Origin of the sequence: Kitasatospora sp. NPDC059803 (genome assembly GCF_042732255.1) — a bacterium.
In the GTDB taxonomy this organism is placed as follows: domain Bacteria; phylum Actinomycetota; class Actinomycetes; order Streptomycetales; family Streptomycetaceae; genus Kitasatospora.
On the sequence record NZ_JBHWIJ010000192.1, the window covers coordinates 1 to 16,622 of the forward strand.

A 16,622-nucleotide genomic window follows, 5' to 3' on the forward strand; every position below is an offset into this window, starting at 1 on the left:
GCGCGCCCGGCTTGTACCAGTTCGACCTGATTGACATTTACCGGCAATCTGGGGTGAGTCGGGCAGCCAGAGCAAGATCTTCAAGAGGCTTCTAGACCGCGGGGACCATCCCGAGCAACTCGCTCAGGCGGCGGACCGTGGCGGGCGACTCGCGGTGCAGGCCGGCGACGTCGAGGCCCTCGTCTCCCAGGATCATCAGCAGCGCCTGCTCCCCGATCGCCAGCACCACGACGTAGCCGCTGTTGCAGCGGGTGACCACGTCGCGCAGGCCGCCCACGCCGACCTCGGCCGCGGTGCGCCGGCCAAGGCCGAGCATGGCGGCCGACAGGGCGGCGGCCGACTCGGGGTGGACGGCGGCCGTGTCGGCGGCCACCAACAGGCCGTCAGTGGTGGAGATGACACTCTCCGAGATGCCCATGACCCGGTCGCGGAGGGACTTCAACTCGTCGACCAGCACGGCGGTCGGTGTCTGGCTGCTCATGGTGCGCTCTTCTCACTCTGCTGGGTCGTCTCGGTACGCGCGGTGTGCTCGGCGCGGTGTGCGTTCGGTGGACCCTCGGAAGCGGCCGCCGCTCCCTCGGATCGGGCGGGCAGGCCGCCGGGGCCGCCCGGACCACCCGCGCCGCGTCCGCTGCGGACGCGGCGCGGCAGCGGCCCGGTGCCGGCCGGCGGCGGTTCGCCCGTCGGCATGCGCGGGGCCACGCTCGGTGCCAGGGGAGTGGGGTGCGCCGGTTCCCGGTGGAGCAGGTGCCGGGCGTCCATCCGTACGACGTCGAGGAGCACCGCGAACACACCGCGCCCCAGGGCGAAGCCGAGGTCGCGCGCGGTGCGGCGGCCGGTGGCGGCGGCCAGGATCTCCCGGTAGCGGACCGGGATCCGCAGCGCGCCGGATTCGGCCCGGGCGGCAGGACGGATCCGGATGCGGGCCAGTTCGCCGGGCGGTCCCCAGAGGCGGGTCAGCAGGGCCGTCCGCCGGGCGGTCTCCTCGAAGAGCCGCTCCGGCTCGATGCCCGGGCGCAGCGCGATCCTGGCAGGCGGCGCCGCCTCGGACGTCTCCCAACTGCCGGGCGGGCTCAGCACCAGGGCGAAGGCCCCGTCGAAGGCGGCGGCGGCGCAGACGGCTTCGAGCTCGGCGGCGCCGATCGACCCCTGAGCCACCAGGGCCGCGCCGAGGTCGCCGCCCCAGGTCGGGGGAGCGTCGGCCGGCCGGCCGACGGACGCGGCCGTCTCGGCGGACGCCCACTCCTCCTCGCCGACGCGCCGGGACTTCAGCAGCAGGGTCGCGGCGGTCGGGGCCCCGGGGGTCTCGATCGCGGCGACCAGACCCTGCTCCAGGTGGATCGTGCCGCCCGGTGCGCTGGAGACGGTGACCGAGCCGGTGAACTCCGTCCGGCGCAGCGCGAGCAGCAGCGCGGGCACGTTGCGCGCGGTGGGCGGAGCCGGCGTCGTGGGAACTGCGGGCATGGCGGGCGGCGCCGTGTCGTGGGACGGGTCGGTCATGCCAGCAAGTCCTGCGCGCGGTCGGCGGTCTGGCGGACGGCCAGCGCCAGGTTGGTCCGTTCCCGGTCCAGCACGGTGGCCAGCAGCAGGGGGTCGCCCATCCGGGACACCACCTGGACGACCTGGTGATGACGGGTGCTGGTGACCACCAGGCTCTCCAACTCGCTCTCCGCCCCTGCCTCGTACAGCCGCTCGCCGATCAGGTTGGTCAGCTCGGCGAGTTCGGCCCCGGTCCCGAGCAGCCGGTGGTCCCCGGCGGACTGGTAGCTGAGACCCGTGACGGCGTCGACGAGCGCGGCACCGACCACTCCGGGGGAGCCGAGCACATCGGAGAGAGAAGCTTCGAGTGCGCGCACCAGTACCCCTTCACGTTCTGAACCCCGGTAGCGTACTTTATTCCATCATTTTCACGAGGCGACCACAACCGGCGACTTCTTGCTATTTTGTTCCTGCACACGGGAGTTCTGCCCGGAAGTCACGCAAAGGACGAACAGCGCATGAACATTGACGACGCACTCAAGGACGCGATGGCCATCGAGGGGGCCATCGGAGTGGCCGTGGCCGACTACGAGAGCGGTATGTCACTCGGGTCCCTCGGCGGGGGGCAGCAGCTCGACCTGGAGATTGCGGCCGCCGCCAACACCGAGGTCGTTCGTGCGAAGATACGCGCCCTGGCCGCGCTGTCGATCGACGATGTCATCGAGGACATCCTGATCACCCTCGGCACCCAGTACCACCTGGTCCGCCCGCTGACCCGCAGTCACGGCTCGCTCTTCCTCTACCTGGCGCTGGACCGCTCGCGCGGCAACCTTGCGCTCGCCCGGCACGGTCTCAAGCGCATCGAGGCCGCTCTCGACGTCTAGCCGAGGCCGGGCCGGCGGCCCGGGTGTCCGCGCCCCGTCCGGAAGGCCCGCCCGGAAGCCCTGCCTGAAGGGCTGCCCGAAGGCCCGCCCGGAAGGCCCGCGCGGGCCGCGTTTCGCGCGTGGAATTCCGGACGGAGCGAATGCGGGGCGTGACGAACCGACTACGGGGGTCCGTCCGTGGGAATCGGGCCGCGAATATCGCGGGTGCGCGCCGACCATGGAAATGCGTGACTTTCCGATGACTGGGCGTCATATTCGCCCCGGCTGTTCCGGCCGGTGACGGAGCGCCGGAATACCGTGGTCGAACCGCCGGAGCGCCGGTGTTTCGGCGGTGCCACGGAATCGGCTCGACCACGCCGCGCGCGGCACGAAGGCGCGCCGCCGAGCCGCCGCGCCGGACGGCAGGGGAAGCGGGGGAGCCCGATGGGTACCGCTGGTAGTTGCCGGTTGCCTGTGATCGCCTCTGATCCGCGAAAGGAATGGAGCATGCACGTCACCCTCGCCGAGGAGCTGATGCTGTTGTCGCTGGACGACAAGTCCGGTGCTGCGAAGGCGGGTACGACCGCCGGCTGGGCGGTGGCGGGCGGGTTCCTCGCGGACCTCGCGCTGGCCGGGCGGGTCGTGGTGGACGACGGTCGGCTGACCGTCACCGACCGCACGCCGACCGGCGAGCCCCTGCTCGACGGGCGTCTCGACCGGCTCGCCGAGTGGGCGGAGCGCAAGGGCGCCGGAAAGGCCAAGCCGGCCGAGTGGCTGGCCAAGGACCAGCCGACGGCGATCCGGGACACCGTCCAGCGGCTGTGCGAGCGCGGCCTGGTCGTCGAGGAGCGCCACCGCGCCCTCGGCCTCTTCCCGGTCCGCCGCTACCCGGAGGCGGACGGCTCCGTCGAGCGCGCCCTGCGCGCACGCCTGGCCGCCGTGGTCCTGGACGGCGCCGAACCGGACGTCCGCACCGCCACGTTGATCGCCCTCCTGCATACCGCCCGCCTGTACAAGGTGGCCTTCCCGGAGCAGCCCCGCAAGCAGGTCGAGCCGCGCTTCGCGGAGATCGCCGAGGGCGACTGGGCGGGCGAGTCCGTCGGCCAGGCGATCCGGAACATGCAGGCCGCCGTGGCCGCCATCGCGGCCGTCACCATCGCCACCACGGCCGCCACCACCGTCATCACCTGAGCCGGCAACGGCGCCGGGCCCGCCCCACGACTCGGTTCTGATGAACGTCGCAACCGTCGGGCAGCCTCACAGAACGGCGACCGCCAGCGTGATCGCGGCCAGCACCATCAGCAGCCCGAGCGCCACGAAGCCGTACTCCAAGGGCCTGCGTTCGCGGCCGTCCACCAGGACCTGCCGGGGGTCGGCCGGGTCGTAGCGGACCTGCACGTGGCCGCCGTCCGGCAGCGGGTGGCGTGGGGTGGACGGGACGGGCGAGAAGACCTCCACCACCCGGCCGTCCTCGGTCTCGAACTGCAGCAGCGGGCGCGGTGGCAGCGCGCGGTCCTCCGGGGCGGGGACGCGGGCGCGCACCAGGGCCTGGGCCGGGACGCCGACCCGGCGCAGCCGCCGCAGGTCGCGCAGCCCGACCACCCCGGCGAGGTAGGCGACCACGCCGCCCAGGCCGCCGAACACCACCACGGCGAATCCGGCCGTCCCGCCCACCGCACCTCCCTGTCCGAATCGCCCCCGGACACCCCAGTATTGCCGACCGCAGGCACTCCTGACGCCTGGAACCCGCCCAGTTCACGGCGGAGCCCCGCCACTCCGGAAAAGGCGTGACGGGGCCCTCAGGGCGGCGCGCGTACGTCAGACCTCGCCGAACTCGCCGGTACGGACGGCGGCAACGAAGGCCGCGAAGCCATCGGGGGAGAAGGCAAGGGCCGGGCCCTCGGGGTCCTTGGAATCGCGGACGGGGACAACACCGGGACGGGGCGATGCGCCGGAGGCCGGGAATGGCCGCGACGTACAATCGCAGTGAAGGCGAAGCGCCAGGCCGAGATTCCGGCACCGGTGTGAGGGAGGGGCCAGGATGTTCGGTTCGCGGAAGAAGCTCAACGACATGATGGCGCAGCTCAGGCCCGACCTGAGTCGGGAATCGCTCGGTGTCGGGCCCGACTTCCCGGGCGTCGCCCCGAACCCGTTGCTGAGCAGTGATGCACGGAAGCGCAATGCGGAACTGCGTACGGGGGCGCTTGCGCTCGGCGTTCTCGTCGACTGGCGGGAGGTCAACAGCAATCCACGCGTGGTCCTGATGCTCGACGTGGAGACCGCCAGCGGCATCTCGTTCCGCGGTATCGCGGACGAAAACCTCACGATCACCGAGCTCACCCGACTCGCCCCGGGACAGACGTTCCCCGTGCGCTACCGGCCGGCCGTCATGGACCACTACGTCGCCCTTGCCCGGGACGCGGACCCCGCCCACGTGCAGCAGCTCGCTGACGAGATCGCGAGCCGCGAGCGGACCTGACCTGAAGTCATTGGCCGGATCCCTGGAAGCCTCTTGAAGATCTTGCTCCGGCTGCCCGAGCCGGGCGCGCTTTCAACATCTTCGGCAGGTAGCGGTCAGCCAAGAGACCCCGCCACTCCGGAAAGGGATGGCGGGGTCTCAGGGCAGCGCGCGTACGTCAGACGTCGCCGAACTCGCCGGTACGGACAGCGGAGACGAAGGACCGCCAGGCGTCAGCCGGGAAGATCAGGGCAGGGCCCTCGGGGTCTTTGGAGTCACGGACGGGCAGGGAGTCAAGAAAGCCTGGCGCAACCTCAAGGCAGTCCCCACCTTGTTGGCTGTAGCTCGACTTCACCCACGACGCCGTCGTCAAATCGGTGTCAGCCATGAGAGTCCTTCCAAGCAGCACGTATCAATTCGAGAGTCGCCAACTCCGCCAGCGCTCCAACCTGTAGGCGATCGTATCGTCTGCGCCAGTCAAGTAGCCTGACGTCGTCTCGCTCCACGTGCCCTCGACCCTCCGACTCGGAGTAGCCAAAGAGGGAGCCGTCGGGGAGCGTGAGCAGCCGCACAGGTGAGACGAATGGGCGATGCTCGCCCATGCTGAACGGCGCCACCTGAAGGACAACGTTCCCCCGCTCGTACTGCTGCTCAAGCTTCTCGAACGAACACCACCACGGCGAATCCGGTCGTCCCGCCCACCGTGCCTTCCTGTCCGAATCGCCTCTGAACACCCCAGTAGTGCCGACCGCAGGCGCTCCTGATGCCCGGAACCGCCCAGTCCACGGAGGGGCTCCGCCACTCCGGGAAAGTGGTGGCGGGGCCCTCAGAGCAGCGCGCGTATGTCAGACGTCGCCGAACTCGCCGGAGCGGACGGCGGCAACGAAGGACGACCAAGCCGAGGCCGGGAACATGAGAGCAGGCCCCTCGGGGTCCTTGGAGTCGCGGACGGGAACGGCACCCTCTGCGACCAGGTTCCCGGCTACCTCGACGCACTCGCCGCCGTTGCTGCTGTACGAAGACTTGAACCACTGAGGCTTGGCGGTCACGGTAGATCCTCTCTCAGTTGGCTGATCAGGGCCGCGGATGCATCCTGCGACATTGCTCGGGCCTGTAGTTGATAGTAGGTCGTGAGCATGGGCTGTACAGCGCCGTTGTCCGCTCCAAGTTCCCTTGTCGGGCGCTCTCGGTGTACGGCATCAGGGAGCGGTCAGCCAGGAGACCCCGCCACTCCGGAAAGGGGTGGCGGGGTCTCAGGGCAGCGCGCGTATGTCAGACGTCGCCGAACTCGCCGGAACGGACGGCGGCGACGAAGGGCGACCAGGCATCGGCCGGGAACATGAGGGTAGGTCCCTCAGGGTCCTTGGAGTCGCGGACGGGCATCACACCGGGGAAGCCGGGAGCCACCTCGATGCAGTTGCCGCCTTGCTGGCTGAAACTCGACTTCACCCACTGGGCAGCGAGCAAGTTGATGTCGGACATTCGATCCCCTTCCGAGCAGCGCGCATCCATTCGAGAGTCGCTGTCTCGGCCAGCGCTCCCACCTGAAGGCGATCGTACTGTTTCCTCCAGGTGGACAGCCTCTCAGTATCTCGTTCCAGGTGGCTGCGACCCTCAGACTCCGAATAGCCCAGGAAGGACTGATCCGGGAGGGTAAGGAGCACCATCGGTAAGGCGAACGGCCGGTCTTCCCCCAGCGCAAACGGCGCAACTTGAAGGATGACGTTGTTCACGGCGTACAGCGTCTCCAGGTGGGTAAGTTGCGCCTGCATCACATCTCGCCCTCCGATGATGCGCCGCAGGCAGCTCTCGTCGAGTACTGCGTGTACGAGTGGGGGTCGCTTTCGCCTCACCAGCTCCTGCCTCGCGAGCAGGAACGTGACCCGCTCGTCCGCCTGGTCCTGCGTGATCGCGCCTCTTCGAACATCACCGACCGCCAACGCCCTCGCGTACGCCTCGATTTGGAACAGGCCCGGCACGATACCCGCTTCGTAGATCCTTATCTCAGCGGCGTTCTGCTCCTGGGTCGCGAACTCGGGGAAGCCATCCAACAGTGCCGAGTGCTTGGCTTGAAGCCACATGAGGAGCAGGGTGCCACCCGTATCAAGCACCCGATCAACGTCGCGGGCAAAAGCTTCACTTGGCGGTGTCCGATCCGGCGGGGCAAGTTCAGCGTAGGAGACGTAGGAGGGGTCAACCCCAACAAGCTTTGCCAGTTTGGCCTGGGTCATCCCAGCTGCCTCGCGCGACCTGCGGAGTTGTACTCCGAAAGGTGCCCACGGGCCTGACGTCGGATCAAGCTCCTTGCGGTTCACCATGCTTCACCAACCTGCCGAGTAGTCGCTTCAAGTTTCAGATCCGCTTCCGATCGTAGGGGCAGGCGCGCCACCATGGCTACAGCAAGTGAGACGCCAAGTGCGAAGCGCTACGGAGACCCTCATGTTCGAAGATCCGAAATCCGCGCTGCCCGACTTCGTTCGCAACGAGGTGGTGCAGGACCTGAAGCACCGTGACGCCGACGGCAAGCCGAAGGAGGGGGTCTTCATGGAGATCCTCTGCGGGGCGGCCTTCCTGAGGCCGATCGGCGGGGGACAGGAGTGGACGACCAAGCCCGACCAGCTGCGACGGTGCGACCCCCGGGAGATCGCGCCCGGATCCGGGTGCAACCCTCACCGCCGGCCGCTCTCGTGACCGTCGAACTGGTCGCCGCAACGGGCGTCTTGGCGGGCATCGCCGCCGCGCAACGCCCTCTTCGATGTACCCCTGAGGGGCTGGCCGCGATCCGAGTTCGTATGGGGCTCAAGGCCGAACTGGTCGCCCGGCCGCAGCGCGCGCCGGGCGGCGGGCGCGAGTGGATGGCGGTCACCCCGGCCGGCGTGTGGTGCGGGTGGGAACCGGACCCGCCGGACTGACAGGCTCCCGTCGTCGCAGCGTGAGCGCTCATCCTCTGCGACGACGGGGTTCAACGCCCGTCCGCGAAAGACGGCCGCGGACGGGTGAGTACCGGCGGGCCTACTTCCCTGCCGGTCGGCTCCGAGGGCGTGTTGGTGCCGGGCCCTCGTCGAGCCACACCGCTCCCCGCCAGTCACCCCCCTTCTGGCGGGGAGCGGCCGTCCCCCTTGATCACCGGCCGGTGGAGTCCTGATCCTCCGGCCGGAACCCCCGCCCTGGAGCCGTTACACGTCACGGACGGACAACCAGGGCGGGCCTGAAACTCCCGCCCCCGGTGACCCCGGGGGCGGGAGCCGGCTCTGTGGGGGCCGGGCAGCACGTCGCTGGCTCACGGGTGCCTCCGTCCGGTCGGCGACGTGTGACATCCATCGTGAATGAAACAAATCGGCTTAATTCATAGATCAGTTCAGGGAGGAAGACCATGACTGACCTCGGCCTGCCGGCCGTACCGCCCCGCAGCGACCTGTCGATGGGCGACGGACTCGCCTTCGCCGCCCGCGGCCACCACTTCACGGCCGCACCGGGAACCGACATCCAGGAACTCGCCCAACGGTCCACCGAACCCCTGTCCGCAATCCTCCAGGTCACGAAGCGCTGTGACTTCGACTGCTCGTTCTGCTCGGAAGTCCTCCAGCTGCCGGACCCGAAGCTGACGCAGCTGGAGACCATGAGGGACCACCTCAAGGGGACCAAGCGGATCTTTCTGTCCGGCGGTGAACCGCTCATGCGCCGCGACTTCGGTGAGATCGTGGACATGTTTGCGGACGATAACTTCGTCCTGGCCGTACCGACGAACGCCACCCACGGCCTCCAGCACGCGAAGCGGATTGCGGGGAAGGTCGCGTTCGCGAACATCGGCCTGGAAGGTCCGCGAGGGATCACCAACCGGGTACGCGGGGACTACGACAAGGTCATGCCCGGCGTTCGCGCACTCCAGGACGAGGGTATTCCGATCTCCCTGTCCGCAGTCGTCTACCGCTCGACCCTGGCGGCGCTGCCGTTCACGGTGCAGATCGCCGACGTTCTCAACGCGGGCAAGGTCAAGCTGATCATGCCGCTCAGGAAGGGCAATGCCCTCAACCTGGACGCGAATGAGTTCATCACCGATGGCGAGGCCAGCGAGGCGTTTGGCCGGCTCGGCGAACTTCGCTCCACCTACCAGTGGAGTCCCGCGCTTCGGCTCACCACGTGGACGCCGGAGAACGAAGGCCACATGATCGTGGTGGAGCCCACCGGCAAGGCCAACGCCTGGCCGGTGTACGACTCGAAAGACCTGTTCGAGCCCATCGGCAACGTACTGGAGGAGCCGATTCAGGAGATCTGGAAGCGATACCGCTTCAAGGAGAACCACTACCGGAAGTACCTCGGGGCCTCGATCCGCGCGATCGGCCACGGGGGAGGCGGAAGTGCTGCGTGAGTTCTCCAACCTGGCATGGCCCAAGACGCCCTACGCGGCCGACATGCGTCCCGTCGCCCGAAAGGTGCGGCTCCTCACCGGGATGAGCATTCAGTGGGCCGACGACGGCAGTGAGGTCGTTCCGATCGGTGCCGCTGCCGTGTTCATCCCCGTACACCGGACCGCAAGCCGCGAGATCGCCTCCGATACCCTGCACTTCGGGTATCGCAGTGTCGCCGTGGAACCGAACGGTGACCGGTCCGACATACCGGCCTTCGTGGACAGCGTGCTCGTCCAGGCGCGCCGCGAGGCCGAGATCATCGGGTGGCACTCCTTTCCGGATGACCTCCACGCCCTTCGTCCCCCGCTGACGGCTCCGCGCGCCGGTATCGACGCTGTGGGTGAAGCGTGGGCTGACCGGCCCCGCCGCGAACGCGGTACGGCTTTGTTGGTCGACACTGCCGACTCCGGCATGCAACTCGACAACGCGCTCACGGCTAACCGCCTCGACTTCGGCCGGGAACTCTGGCGGTACCGGTCACCGGTGGCCCTCCAGCAGGCATACGAAGAGCTCTGGTCCTCGGCCGGGCGGGCGACGGGCCGGGACTGGCACACCCAACACATCGGTGCGGCAGGGGTCATGTCTGCCCTCGCCGTTGCACTCCTGGCCGGCCACCAAGCCCAACGGCTGGAGTGGACCGGGGTGTTCGACGCGACCAAACCGCTTGGCCTGGTTGCCTGGGACGCGTTCCCCCTGGTACTCGCTCCGGATGAACGACAGGACTGATCCAGGGCATACCGTGGGCTCGGCCCGCGAAGGGCCGGGCCCGCACCGCTAGGAGCAACGTGATCACGGTCAACAACCTCTTCGATCCGCGACACTTGCCGCGCAAGAACTCTCGAACGTGTCGGGTGGCCTCGCTCGACGTCGAGTGGACCAAGAACTACCGGATCAAGAACGGGAATAGGGCGTTCTGTTTCTCGCTTGCCGTGCTTGATGTCCCGACCACGGACCCTGTGGCTGACCTTGCTCAACTCTCCTTCGGGTACGTCAGCATGTACGTCGAGGACGCTGGTGAGACTGGGGAACTCGTAGTCTCCGCGGCCGACACCATCGCCCGAACATTCGCGGACGCCGACCTCATCACTGGGCACCAACTATGTTCCGACCTAGCCGTGTTGGTCGCCAACCGAGAAAACGCTGAACCGGCTCTCGACAGTGCCCGAGCCGCTTGGTCAACCCGTCGCACCCCCAAGGATGAAGGCCCTCGGATCATCGACACCCGGTACGACGCCGGCCATCTGCTCGACGGGACCTCCCGGCGGCTGGTCGACGTCTGCACCGAACTTGGCCTTGACGTCACTCAGCCGGAACTACGCAGTACCTCGATGACCAGCTTGCACCGTCGGTGGCTGGAGAAGAACGACATCGAGGCTCGTGAGCGGGTCAGCGTCCTTAACCTCAGGCACTCCCTCTCCACCGCCCTCGTTGCCGTGTCTGCGGCTGGCCTCGGCGGTTGGGGCGAGGTCGGGCTCAACGTGAACCGCATGATCGCCGCCCACGCCGACGGTTGGGGCTGGCTCCAATCCCGAACCTTCCAAGACCTGTTGGGGGAACCATGCCAATCCGCGAGTGCAAGGTCGTAGCCGTCGAGGGAACCGCTGCGGCTGGAAAAACCACTCTGGTCCACGCCCTCGCGGCGTACTACCGCGAGCAGGGCGTCAACGTCGCAGCCACGGGGGAACCCGCGCGAGTGAGCCCCTTCATGGAGGAGATCGTTCTTCACGGAAAAGGCGAATTCGACCTCACTGTCGAACTCGACACCTTCGCTGCCCAGCTCACCACCACCATGCGTACGGCGCGAAACCACAGTCTCCTGATCACCGACAAGACCCCGGCCAATGTCCTGGCCTACGCCCGGATCGTCCTTGACCAGGATGACCCGCAGGTGCGTGCAGTCCTTCGCTCGATGGAGTCTCTCTGTAAGGCCTGGATGCCCATCACGTACTCCGCCGTGGTCCATTGCCGCGACCACTACGACCAGGAGGTCGGCGGCGACCAGTTCCGTGGCAAGGTGCTTGATCTCCAGAGTGCCGCCGAGACGGCCGTCTACGAGGCGATCCGGGCCACCAACGTGCCGATCTTCGACCTCCCGCAGGGCCTCACCACCCAGGCCCGCGTCGAGTGGATCGCCAAGCACCTCCACCTCCTGGGCATCAGCGTCCACTGAGGTGGCCTATCGTCCTCCTACGACACACCTTCGGAGGACCTGGTGCAGCCCCAACGTCCGATCAACGACGCCATGATCATCCTCGAACGGAACGGCCTCGTCCTGCTGGCCGAACGAGCCAACACCGGCTACAGCGACGGCCTGCTCAATCTCCCCAGCGGGAAGGTCGACGTGGACGAGGACGTGATCTCGGCAGCGATCCGCGAAGCCCGAGAGGAGGTGGGCGTGGAAGTTCACCGAGAGGCCGTTCGGGTTGTCCATGTCATGCACTACCGCAACCCAGAGGGAGAGGCGCGCGTCGGCTGGTTCCTCGCCGCCTCCGAGTGGAACGGCGAACCGTACAACGCCGAACCCCACAAGTGCGCCGGTGTCGGGTGGTACCCACTCAACGATCTTCCGGAGAACACCCAGCCCTACAACGAGGCCGGGATCAGCCGGTATCTGAAAGGCGAACCATTCTCCGTGGTGGGCTGGTAGCCGGCCTGAAACACGAAAGGCGCCCTCCCCGATCTGGGGGAGGGGCTTCTTTGCGTTCAGGGTCAGGTGGTTTACCTGGCCTGGAGTGACGTGAGCAAGGTGCGTTTGCCGTAACGGGTCTGGGCTGGCGGGAACTGGCCGTTGTCGGATGGCGGGCAAGCTGCCAAGCTCAGCGTTGAGGCTGGTGGCATCAGCGGCGTCGGCACCGATCTTCACGGGGGGACCAGAATGAAACGGAACCTGAGGCAACGTGTGGTGCGGACTGCCGTGGCCGGCGCCCTGGCCGTCGGCGGGCTCGCGCTGACGACCGGACCCGCCCATGCGGCTTCCGGGGACCGCTGGGTCACCCTGAACACCAGCCACCACGCCGGCCTGTACTGGACGCCCTGGACGAACAACAAGGACGACGTCAAGCAGGACCTTGCCCCCGGGGATCAGGTAAACGTCTACTGCTGGACGACTGGCGAGGACATCGCCCACCAGGGCAACGTGTGGTACTACATCACCAGCGAGTACTACCACTCCGGCTCCGCCATTGGTGGGCAGGATTTCCACGACTATGTGTATGGCGCATATGTCGACAACTATGACCTGTGGCACGCGCGAGGCAGCAACGGCCTCCCCCAGTGCTGAGGGACTGACTTCAGATGCCCCTCCCCGAAACGGGGAGGGGCATCGTTGCGTTGGGGGGGGTCAGAGGCGGACGATCCGCGTGGTCGTGCGGACGACGGGTGTTCGTCCCTGTGTCAGATCTTGCCGAGCGGGGTGTCCGGGTCGGCCAGGGCCTTCGGGTCCACCGTCCGGCCGGAGCGCACGAGTTCGCGGATCGGGTCGGTGACGTCCCAGACGTTGACGTTCATGCCCGCCAGGACCCGGCCGGCGGCCAGCCAGAAGGCGATGAACTCCCGGGTGGCAGGGTCGCCGCGGAACACCACCTGGTCGTAGCCGTCCGGTTCGACGTAGCCGACGTACTCCAGGCCAACGTCGTACTGGTCGCTGAAGAAGTACGGGATCCGGTCGTACACCGCGTCCGGGTGCCCGAGCATCGCGCGGGCGGCGGTCTGCGGCTGGTTGACGGCGTTGGCCCAGTGTTCGACCCGCAGGTGCGTGTCGAACAGCGGGTGGTAGGCGTTGGCGACGTCGCCGGCCGCGTAGACGTCCGGGTCCGAAGTGCGCAGCTGCTGGTCGGTCTTGATGCCGTTGTCGATCTCCAGCCCGGCGGCCTCGGCCAGGCCGGTCGCCGGGGTGATGCCGATGCCGACCACCACTGCGTCGGCCGGCACCGTGGTGCCGTCGCCCAGCCGCACGCCGCTCACCGTGCCGCCGGAGCCGGTCAGTTCGGTGACCTCGACGCCGAACCGCAGCTGGACGCCGTGGTCGCGGTGCAGATCGGCGAAGACCTGCGCCACCTCCCGGCCCAGCACCCGCAGCAGCGGCAGTTCGGCGGCCTCCAGCACCGTCACCTCGGCGCCGGCCTCCCGGGCCGCTGCCGCCACCTCCAAGCCGATCCAGCCCGCGCCGATCACCGCGACCCGGGCGCCGGGGCGCAGCGCGGCCTTGATCCGGTCGCTGTCCTCGACCCGGCGCAGGTAGAGCACGCCGTCCTGGTCCGCGCCCGGCACCGGCAGCCGGCGTGGGGTCGAGCCGGTGGTGAGCAGCAGTTTGGCGTACTTGACCTGGCCGTCGTCGGTGAGCGTCACGGTGTGTCCGGCCGGGTCGATCGCGGCCACCGCCGTGCCCAGCCGCAGCGTGACGTCCTGCTCCCCGTACCACTGCGGCGGGTGGACGTAGATCTTCTCCCGGGGCGTCTTGCCGAGCAGGTACCCCTTCGACAGCGGCGGCCGCTCGTACGGGCGCTCGTGTTCGTCGCCGATCAGGACGATGCCGCCCCGGTACCCGGCCTCGCGCAGCGCCTGGGCGGCCTTCGCGCCGCCCAGGGACGCCCCGACGATCACGATCGGCCGCTCGCGCCCGCCGCCCTCCGCCGTTCCCGCTGTTCCCGCCGTGCCCGTGCCCATGCTGAACTCCTCGCTCTCCGGCCGGAATCAGGGGCCAGCCTGCCGCCGTCCGGGTGGCGTGTCGAGGCCGTGCCGGGCGCGCCGCGCCGCGCTCCCCCGTACGGGTGAACGCGCACCGGTGCGCGAACCGGTGCGCGAACCGCTACGGGGGCGGTCAAGAAATCCGCTACGGGGCTCGCTACGGGGTCATCGCCTCCCGGACCAGCGCGGTGTCGGCGAACTGTTCGAAGCGGACGATCCGGCCGCCACGCACCGTGAAGTGGTGGGCGACCCGCACCGCGAGCGGCTTTCCGGTGGCCTTGTGCACGGCCGTGTAGCGGGCCAGCACCACCACGTTCTCGCCGTCGACCACGTAGGTGTCGTCGTGCGCCGTCCAGTTCTCCCAGGCGGCGGCCAGGCGCTCCATGACGTTGGCGGTGACGCCCTTCGGGGTGCGGTAGGTGCCGGCCAGCGGGAAGCCGGCCATCTCGGTCCACTCCACGTCGTCGGCGAGCGTGGCGCGCAGGGCGGCCAGGTCGCCGTGGGCGGAGGCCAGGTACTGGCGGCGGACCACGTCGGCCGGGGCGGAGGACTCGGCGAACGAGGCGGTGTCCCTCGGGATCTCGATCATCGTCGCTCAGCCCCAGGCCATCTCGCCCATGGCGACCTTGGTGCCGAGGTCGACGGCGATCTTCAGCCCCAGGTCGGGGAAGCGCCGTTCCAGCGCCTCCTTCGCGGCGGTCGCGTCCGGGGCCCGGCCGATCTCGGTCTCGAAGGCGCGCAGGTAGTCCCGGGTGTGGCGGACGGAGGTGAGGTCGGTGGCCGCGCCGGCGGTGCGGTGGCCGGCCGCGACGAACTGCGGTTCGAGCGCCTCGATCCCGTCCAACAGGTCGATCCAGGCGGCGCGTTGGGCCTGTTCGGGGGTGTCGGCCGTCCACACGTGCAGGCCCTCGAAGAGCAGCACGCCGCCGAGTACGGCGTGGTGGTGGTGCTGCCAGAGGTAGTGCCGGTCGGGCAGGTGGAAGTCGGCGCCGCGCAGCTCGAACCGGTGCCCCTCGAAGACGAGTTCGTCCCCGTGCAGCACCTCGGGGCGGACCAGCCGGGTGGGCAGCTCGGGGCCGAGGTGGGCCCAGGCCTTGAGCTTGCCCTCGAACGTCTCCTGGATGTGCTCGACGGTGGAGGCGGTGGCCAGGAACCGTGCCTCCGGGAAGGCGTCCTGGACCTCCTGGGCGCCGAAGTAGAAGTCCGGGTCCCCGTGGCTGACGAAGACCGCGGCCAGCCGCTTGCCGGCGGCGCGGATCCGCTCCACCAGCCGGCGGCCGTCGGAGCGGGTGAACCCGGCGTCCACCAGCAGGGCGTCCTGCGGGCCGGTGACCAGGACGGAGGTCTTGTTGAGCGAGCTGTCGGGGCTGTCGATGATCTCGAAGTCGAGAGCACTCATGGGTCTGTTGTCCTTCCTCCTGCCGGGCACGCCTCGCCGCCAGCATCGGCCTTGCGGGTGCGCTCCGCATCCGGAGGAGGGGCGGGGGCGGGAGCGGGCCCGATCCGACCCGCGCCGGGGGGCTCACGTCCTCGGGGCCAGTCGCAGCACCGCCAGCGCCCCCAGCAGCGTCGCCCCGGCCAGCACCGGCCACAGCACCCCCGGACCGGCCGCCAGCAGCGCCATCAGCGTCGCCGGCGCCGCCGCCCGGCCCACGCCCGAGGAGAGCTCCCAGCGTGCCAGCGCCCGCCCCAGCAGGTGTGGTGGGGCGGCGGCCGTCACCAGGGCCGTCCCCGCACCGGTGTAGAGGATCTCGCCCAGCGTGAACACCACCGAGACCGCCGCGGCGCCCGCCGCGCCCGCCGTGCCGCCCAGCGACCCGACCGCCCAGTACCCCAGGTAGGCCAGGGCCAGCGTCACCCCCGAGGCGGCCAGCACGGCCCGCCGCGAACGGTCCGCGAGCCGCAGCACCAGCACCAGCTGCAGCGCGACCACCAGCACGGTGTTGCCCACGAACACTCCCGACGACCACGCCGGGGAGGCGTGCAGGTGCAGCACCAGCAGCGCCGGCAGCGCCACCTCCAGCACGTCGAAGCAGAACGCGTACGGCAGGTTGGCGAGGCTCAGCAGGCTGATCCGCCGCAGCGACTCGCCCTGCTCCCGCACGTCCACCGCCCGGTCGGCGGCCCGGTGTGGCGCGCGCACCCGCAGCGACAGCACCAGCGCGGCGGCGGCCAGGCAGGCCGCGCCCGTCGCCCCGGCCAGCACCCGGATCGCGCCCGCCCCGCCGGTCACCACCAGCGTGGCCAGCAGCGCCCCCGCGCCCAGCCCCGCGTTGCGCAGCGACCGCCCGGCCGCCAGCGCGGCGTCCCGCAGCCGGCCCTCGGTCAGCGTGCTGACCACCGCCGCGTGCGTGGTCGGCCAGGACTGGCTGCCCACCCCGATCAGCACCGACGCCGCCACGAACCCCGGCAGGCCGTCCGCGACCAGCAGCGCCAGCGCGCCCGCCGCCCGCACCGCCAAGGTGGCCGCCGCCGGGAGGGTCCGGGCGCCGCGGTCGATCCACCGGCCGGTCAGCGGCATCACCAGCAGGCCCGCCACCATCCCCGCCGACATCGCCAGCCCCGCCGCCGCCGCGCCCAGGTGCAGCACCCCGATCCCGTACAGCAGCAGGAACGGCCGCAGCAGGCCGGAGCCCACCGCGTCCACCACCAGCGCGGCCGCGTACCGGGGCCCGCCCGCGGCGGTCAGCAGCCGCAGCAGCGTGAACGGGCCCCGGCGGCTCGTAC

General features: G+C 69.6%; 24 protein-coding genes and 1 pseudogene. 11 read left to right on the forward strand and 14 right to left on the reverse strand.

Going from position 1 to position 16,622, the window contains the following annotated elements; all coding sequences use genetic code 11:
• Positions 1 to 91: 91 nt before the first annotated feature.
• From ACFV6I_RS26355 to ACFV6I_RS26365, 3 genes are read right to left on the reverse strand one after another with little or no spacing between them, the layout of a single operon-like run.
• On the reverse strand, positions 92 to 481 hold the full coding sequence (locus tag ACFV6I_RS26355; protein ID WP_063350516.1) for a roadblock/LC7 domain-containing protein: 390 nt from the start codon (positions 479 to 481) through the stop codon (positions 92 to 94).
• Positions 478 to 1,500 (reverse strand): hypothetical protein, encoded by a 1,023-nt coding sequence (locus ACFV6I_RS26360; RefSeq protein ID WP_380427997.1) that lies wholly within the window; start codon positions 1,498 to 1,500, stop codon positions 478 to 480. The genes ACFV6I_RS26355 and ACFV6I_RS26360 overlap by 4 nt, the downstream gene beginning before the upstream one ends.
• Positions 1,497 to 1,856 carry a hypothetical protein gene (locus ACFV6I_RS26365; RefSeq protein WP_063350518.1) on the reverse strand — a complete coding sequence of 120 codons (360 nt, stop codon included), beginning with the start codon at positions 1,854 to 1,856 and terminating at the stop codon, positions 1,497 to 1,499. Before ACFV6I_RS26365 ends, ACFV6I_RS26360 begins: the two co-directional genes overlap by 4 nt.
• A gap of 141 nt (positions 1,857 to 1,997) precedes the next feature.
• Here ACFV6I_RS26365 and ACFV6I_RS26370 point away from each other — a divergent pair, with 141 nt between their 5' ends.
• Both ACFV6I_RS26370 and ACFV6I_RS26375 read left to right on the forward strand, forming a co-directional pair.
• The gene (locus ACFV6I_RS26370; protein ID WP_380427999.1) at positions 1,998 to 2,363 is read left to right on the forward strand and encodes a hypothetical protein; all 366 of its coding nucleotides are present in this window, start codon (positions 1,998 to 2,000) and stop codon (positions 2,361 to 2,363) included.
• A gap of 486 nt (positions 2,364 to 2,849) precedes the next feature.
• On the forward strand, positions 2,850 to 3,533 hold the full coding sequence (locus ACFV6I_RS26375; protein WP_063350520.1) for a GPP34 family phosphoprotein: 684 nt from the start codon (positions 2,850 to 2,852) through the stop codon (positions 3,531 to 3,533).
• 66 nt (positions 3,534 to 3,599) lie between these two features.
• On the opposite strand, the gene ACFV6I_RS26380 is transcribed toward ACFV6I_RS26375, so the two are convergent.
• Both ACFV6I_RS26380 and ACFV6I_RS26385 read right to left on the reverse strand, forming a co-directional pair.
• A complete protein-coding gene (locus ACFV6I_RS26380; protein WP_380370079.1) occupies positions 3,600 to 4,016 on the reverse strand; it encodes a DUF3592 domain-containing protein in 417 nt (138 codons plus the stop codon).
• A 144-nt stretch (positions 4,017 to 4,160) separates the two neighbouring features.
• Positions 4,161 to 4,277: pseudogene (locus tag ACFV6I_RS26385) on the reverse strand (DUF397 domain-containing protein); the annotation flags it as partial.
• A gap of 106 nt (positions 4,278 to 4,383) precedes the next feature.
• Between ACFV6I_RS26385 and ACFV6I_RS26390 the strand changes: the two are divergent.
• Positions 4,384 to 4,821 carry a hypothetical protein gene (locus tag ACFV6I_RS26390; protein WP_380428001.1) on the forward strand — a complete coding sequence of 146 codons (438 nt, stop codon included), beginning with the start codon at positions 4,384 to 4,386 and terminating at the stop codon, positions 4,819 to 4,821.
• Between the two features lie 157 nt (positions 4,822 to 4,978).
• On the opposite strand, the gene ACFV6I_RS26395 is transcribed toward ACFV6I_RS26390, so the two are convergent.
• From ACFV6I_RS26395 to ACFV6I_RS26415, 5 genes are all read right to left on the reverse strand, one after another.
• Positions 4,979 to 5,188, reverse strand: coding sequence for a DUF397 domain-containing protein (locus tag ACFV6I_RS26395; RefSeq protein ID WP_363373688.1), 210 nt, complete (start codon positions 5,186 to 5,188; stop codon positions 4,979 to 4,981).
• Positions 5,181 to 5,534 carry a Scr1 family TA system antitoxin-like transcriptional regulator gene (locus tag ACFV6I_RS26400; protein WP_380428003.1) on the reverse strand — a complete coding sequence of 118 codons (354 nt, stop codon included), beginning with the start codon at positions 5,532 to 5,534 and terminating at the stop codon, positions 5,181 to 5,183. The genes ACFV6I_RS26395 and ACFV6I_RS26400 overlap by 8 nt, the downstream gene beginning before the upstream one ends.
• Positions 5,535 to 5,645: 111 nt before the next feature.
• On the reverse strand, positions 5,646 to 5,849 hold the full coding sequence (locus ACFV6I_RS26405; protein ID WP_380428005.1) for a DUF397 domain-containing protein: 204 nt from the start codon (positions 5,847 to 5,849) through the stop codon (positions 5,646 to 5,648).
• 223 nt (positions 5,850 to 6,072) lie between these two features.
• Entirely contained in the window at positions 6,073 to 6,282 is a 210-nt protein-coding gene (locus ACFV6I_RS26410) for a DUF397 domain-containing protein (protein ID WP_380428007.1), read from the reverse strand.
• The gene (locus ACFV6I_RS26415) at positions 6,246 to 7,118 is read right to left on the reverse strand and encodes a Scr1 family TA system antitoxin-like transcriptional regulator (protein ID WP_380428009.1); all 873 of its coding nucleotides are present in this window, start codon (positions 7,116 to 7,118) and stop codon (positions 6,246 to 6,248) included. The genes ACFV6I_RS26410 and ACFV6I_RS26415 overlap by 37 nt, the downstream gene beginning before the upstream one ends.
• Before the next feature lie 121 nt (positions 7,119 to 7,239).
• Between ACFV6I_RS26415 and ACFV6I_RS26420 the strand changes: the two genes are divergently transcribed.
• The 8 genes from ACFV6I_RS26420 to ACFV6I_RS26455 all read left to right on the forward strand — a co-directional run bounded on the left by ACFV6I_RS26420 (position 7,240) and on the right by ACFV6I_RS26455 (position 12,489).
• On the forward strand, positions 7,240 to 7,491 hold the full coding sequence (locus ACFV6I_RS26420) for a hypothetical protein (RefSeq protein ID WP_380428011.1): 252 nt from the start codon (positions 7,240 to 7,242) through the stop codon (positions 7,489 to 7,491).
• Positions 7,488 to 7,712: a hypothetical protein gene (locus tag ACFV6I_RS26425; protein WP_380428013.1), complete on the forward strand. Its 225-nt coding sequence runs from the start codon at positions 7,488 to 7,490 to the stop codon at positions 7,710 to 7,712. The genes ACFV6I_RS26420 and ACFV6I_RS26425 overlap by 4 nt, the downstream gene beginning before the upstream one ends.
• Positions 7,713 to 8,173: 461 nt before the next feature.
• Positions 8,174 to 9,169, forward strand: coding sequence for a radical SAM protein (locus ACFV6I_RS26430; RefSeq protein WP_380370064.1), 996 nt, complete (start codon positions 8,174 to 8,176; stop codon positions 9,167 to 9,169).
• Positions 9,159 to 9,935 (forward strand): hypothetical protein, encoded by a 777-nt coding sequence (locus ACFV6I_RS26435; protein ID WP_380370061.1) that lies wholly within the window; start codon positions 9,159 to 9,161, stop codon positions 9,933 to 9,935. The genes ACFV6I_RS26430 and ACFV6I_RS26435 overlap by 11 nt, the downstream gene beginning before the upstream one ends.
• Before the next feature lie 59 nt (positions 9,936 to 9,994).
• Positions 9,995 to 10,795 carry a hypothetical protein gene (locus tag ACFV6I_RS26440; protein WP_380370059.1) on the forward strand — a complete coding sequence of 267 codons (801 nt, stop codon included), beginning with the start codon at positions 9,995 to 9,997 and terminating at the stop codon, positions 10,793 to 10,795.
• Positions 10,768 to 11,379 carry an AAA family ATPase gene (locus tag ACFV6I_RS26445; RefSeq protein WP_380428015.1) on the forward strand — a complete coding sequence of 204 codons (612 nt, stop codon included), beginning with the start codon at positions 10,768 to 10,770 and terminating at the stop codon, positions 11,377 to 11,379. The genes ACFV6I_RS26440 and ACFV6I_RS26445 overlap by 28 nt, the downstream gene beginning before the upstream one ends.
• Before the next feature lie 72 nt (positions 11,380 to 11,451).
• On the forward strand, positions 11,452 to 11,856 hold the full coding sequence (locus ACFV6I_RS26450; RefSeq protein WP_363373676.1) for an NUDIX domain-containing protein: 405 nt from the start codon (positions 11,452 to 11,454) through the stop codon (positions 11,854 to 11,856).
• Between the two features lie 267 nt (positions 11,857 to 12,123).
• A complete protein-coding gene (locus ACFV6I_RS26455) occupies positions 12,124 to 12,489 on the forward strand; it encodes a hypothetical protein (protein ID WP_380428017.1) in 366 nt (121 codons plus the stop codon).
• A 113-nt stretch (positions 12,490 to 12,602) separates the two neighbouring features.
• On the opposite strand, the gene ACFV6I_RS26460 is transcribed toward ACFV6I_RS26455, so the two are convergent.
• The 4 genes from ACFV6I_RS26460 to ACFV6I_RS26475 form a co-directional block, all read right to left on the reverse strand.
• The gene (locus ACFV6I_RS26460; RefSeq protein ID WP_380428019.1) at positions 12,603 to 13,874 is read right to left on the reverse strand and encodes an NAD(P)/FAD-dependent oxidoreductase; all 1,272 of its coding nucleotides are present in this window, start codon (positions 13,872 to 13,874) and stop codon (positions 12,603 to 12,605) included.
• Between the two features lie 178 nt (positions 13,875 to 14,052).
• A complete protein-coding gene (locus ACFV6I_RS26465; protein WP_063350525.1) occupies positions 14,053 to 14,484 on the reverse strand; it encodes a nuclear transport factor 2 family protein in 432 nt (143 codons plus the stop codon).
• 6 nt (positions 14,485 to 14,490) lie between these two features.
• Positions 14,491 to 15,294: an MBL fold metallo-hydrolase gene (locus ACFV6I_RS26470; protein ID WP_063350526.1), complete on the reverse strand. Its 804-nt coding sequence runs from the start codon at positions 15,292 to 15,294 to the stop codon at positions 14,491 to 14,493.
• 123 nt (positions 15,295 to 15,417) lie between these two features.
• The coding region (locus ACFV6I_RS26475; RefSeq protein ID WP_380428021.1) for an MFS transporter at positions 15,418 to 16,622 on the reverse strand (1,205 nt) is incomplete at its 5' end.

Bases quoted from the DNA above. Each gene is read 5' to 3' on its own strand.
- ACFV6I_RS26355 (WP_063350516.1), bottom strand. From the start codon at position 481: ATGAGCAGCCAGACACCGACCGCCGTGCTGGTCGACGAGTTGAAGTCC.
- ACFV6I_RS26360 (WP_380427997.1), bottom strand. From the start codon at position 1,500: ATGACCGACCCGTCCCACGACACGGCGCCGCCCGCCATGCCCGCAGTT.
- ACFV6I_RS26370 (WP_380427999.1), top strand. From the start codon at position 1,998: ATGAACATTGACGACGCACTCAAGGACGCGATGGCCATCGAGGGGGCC.
- ACFV6I_RS26375 (WP_063350520.1), top strand. From the start codon at position 2,850: ATGCACGTCACCCTCGCCGAGGAGCTGATGCTGTTGTCGCTGGACGAC.
- ACFV6I_RS26390 (WP_380428001.1), top strand. From the start codon at position 4,384: ATGTTCGGTTCGCGGAAGAAGCTCAACGACATGATGGCGCAGCTCAGG.
- ACFV6I_RS26395 (WP_363373688.1), bottom strand. From the start codon at position 5,188: ATGGCTGACACCGATTTGACGACGGCGTCGTGGGTGAAGTCGAGCTAC.
- ACFV6I_RS26410 (WP_380428007.1), bottom strand. From the start codon at position 6,282: ATGTCCGACATCAACTTGCTCGCTGCCCAGTGGGTGAAGTCGAGTTTC.
- ACFV6I_RS26415 (WP_380428009.1), bottom strand. From the start codon at position 7,118: ATGGTGAACCGCAAGGAGCTTGATCCGACGTCAGGCCCGTGGGCACCT.
- ACFV6I_RS26420 (WP_380428011.1), top strand. From the start codon at position 7,240: ATGTTCGAAGATCCGAAATCCGCGCTGCCCGACTTCGTTCGCAACGAG.
- ACFV6I_RS26430 (WP_380370064.1), top strand. From the start codon at position 8,174: ATGACTGACCTCGGCCTGCCGGCCGTACCGCCCCGCAGCGACCTGTCG.
- ACFV6I_RS26445 (WP_380428015.1), top strand. From the start codon at position 10,768: ATGCCAATCCGCGAGTGCAAGGTCGTAGCCGTCGAGGGAACCGCTGCG.
- ACFV6I_RS26450 (WP_363373676.1), top strand. From the start codon at position 11,452: ATGATCATCCTCGAACGGAACGGCCTCGTCCTGCTGGCCGAACGAGCC.
- ACFV6I_RS26460 (WP_380428019.1), bottom strand. From the start codon at position 13,874: ATGGGCACGGGCACGGCGGGAACAGCGGGAACGGCGGAGGGCGGCGGG.
- ACFV6I_RS26465 (WP_063350525.1), bottom strand. From the start codon at position 14,484: ATGATCGAGATCCCGAGGGACACCGCCTCGTTCGCCGAGTCCTCCGCC.
- ACFV6I_RS26470 (WP_063350526.1), bottom strand. From the start codon at position 15,294: ATGAGTGCTCTCGACTTCGAGATCATCGACAGCCCCGACAGCTCGCTC.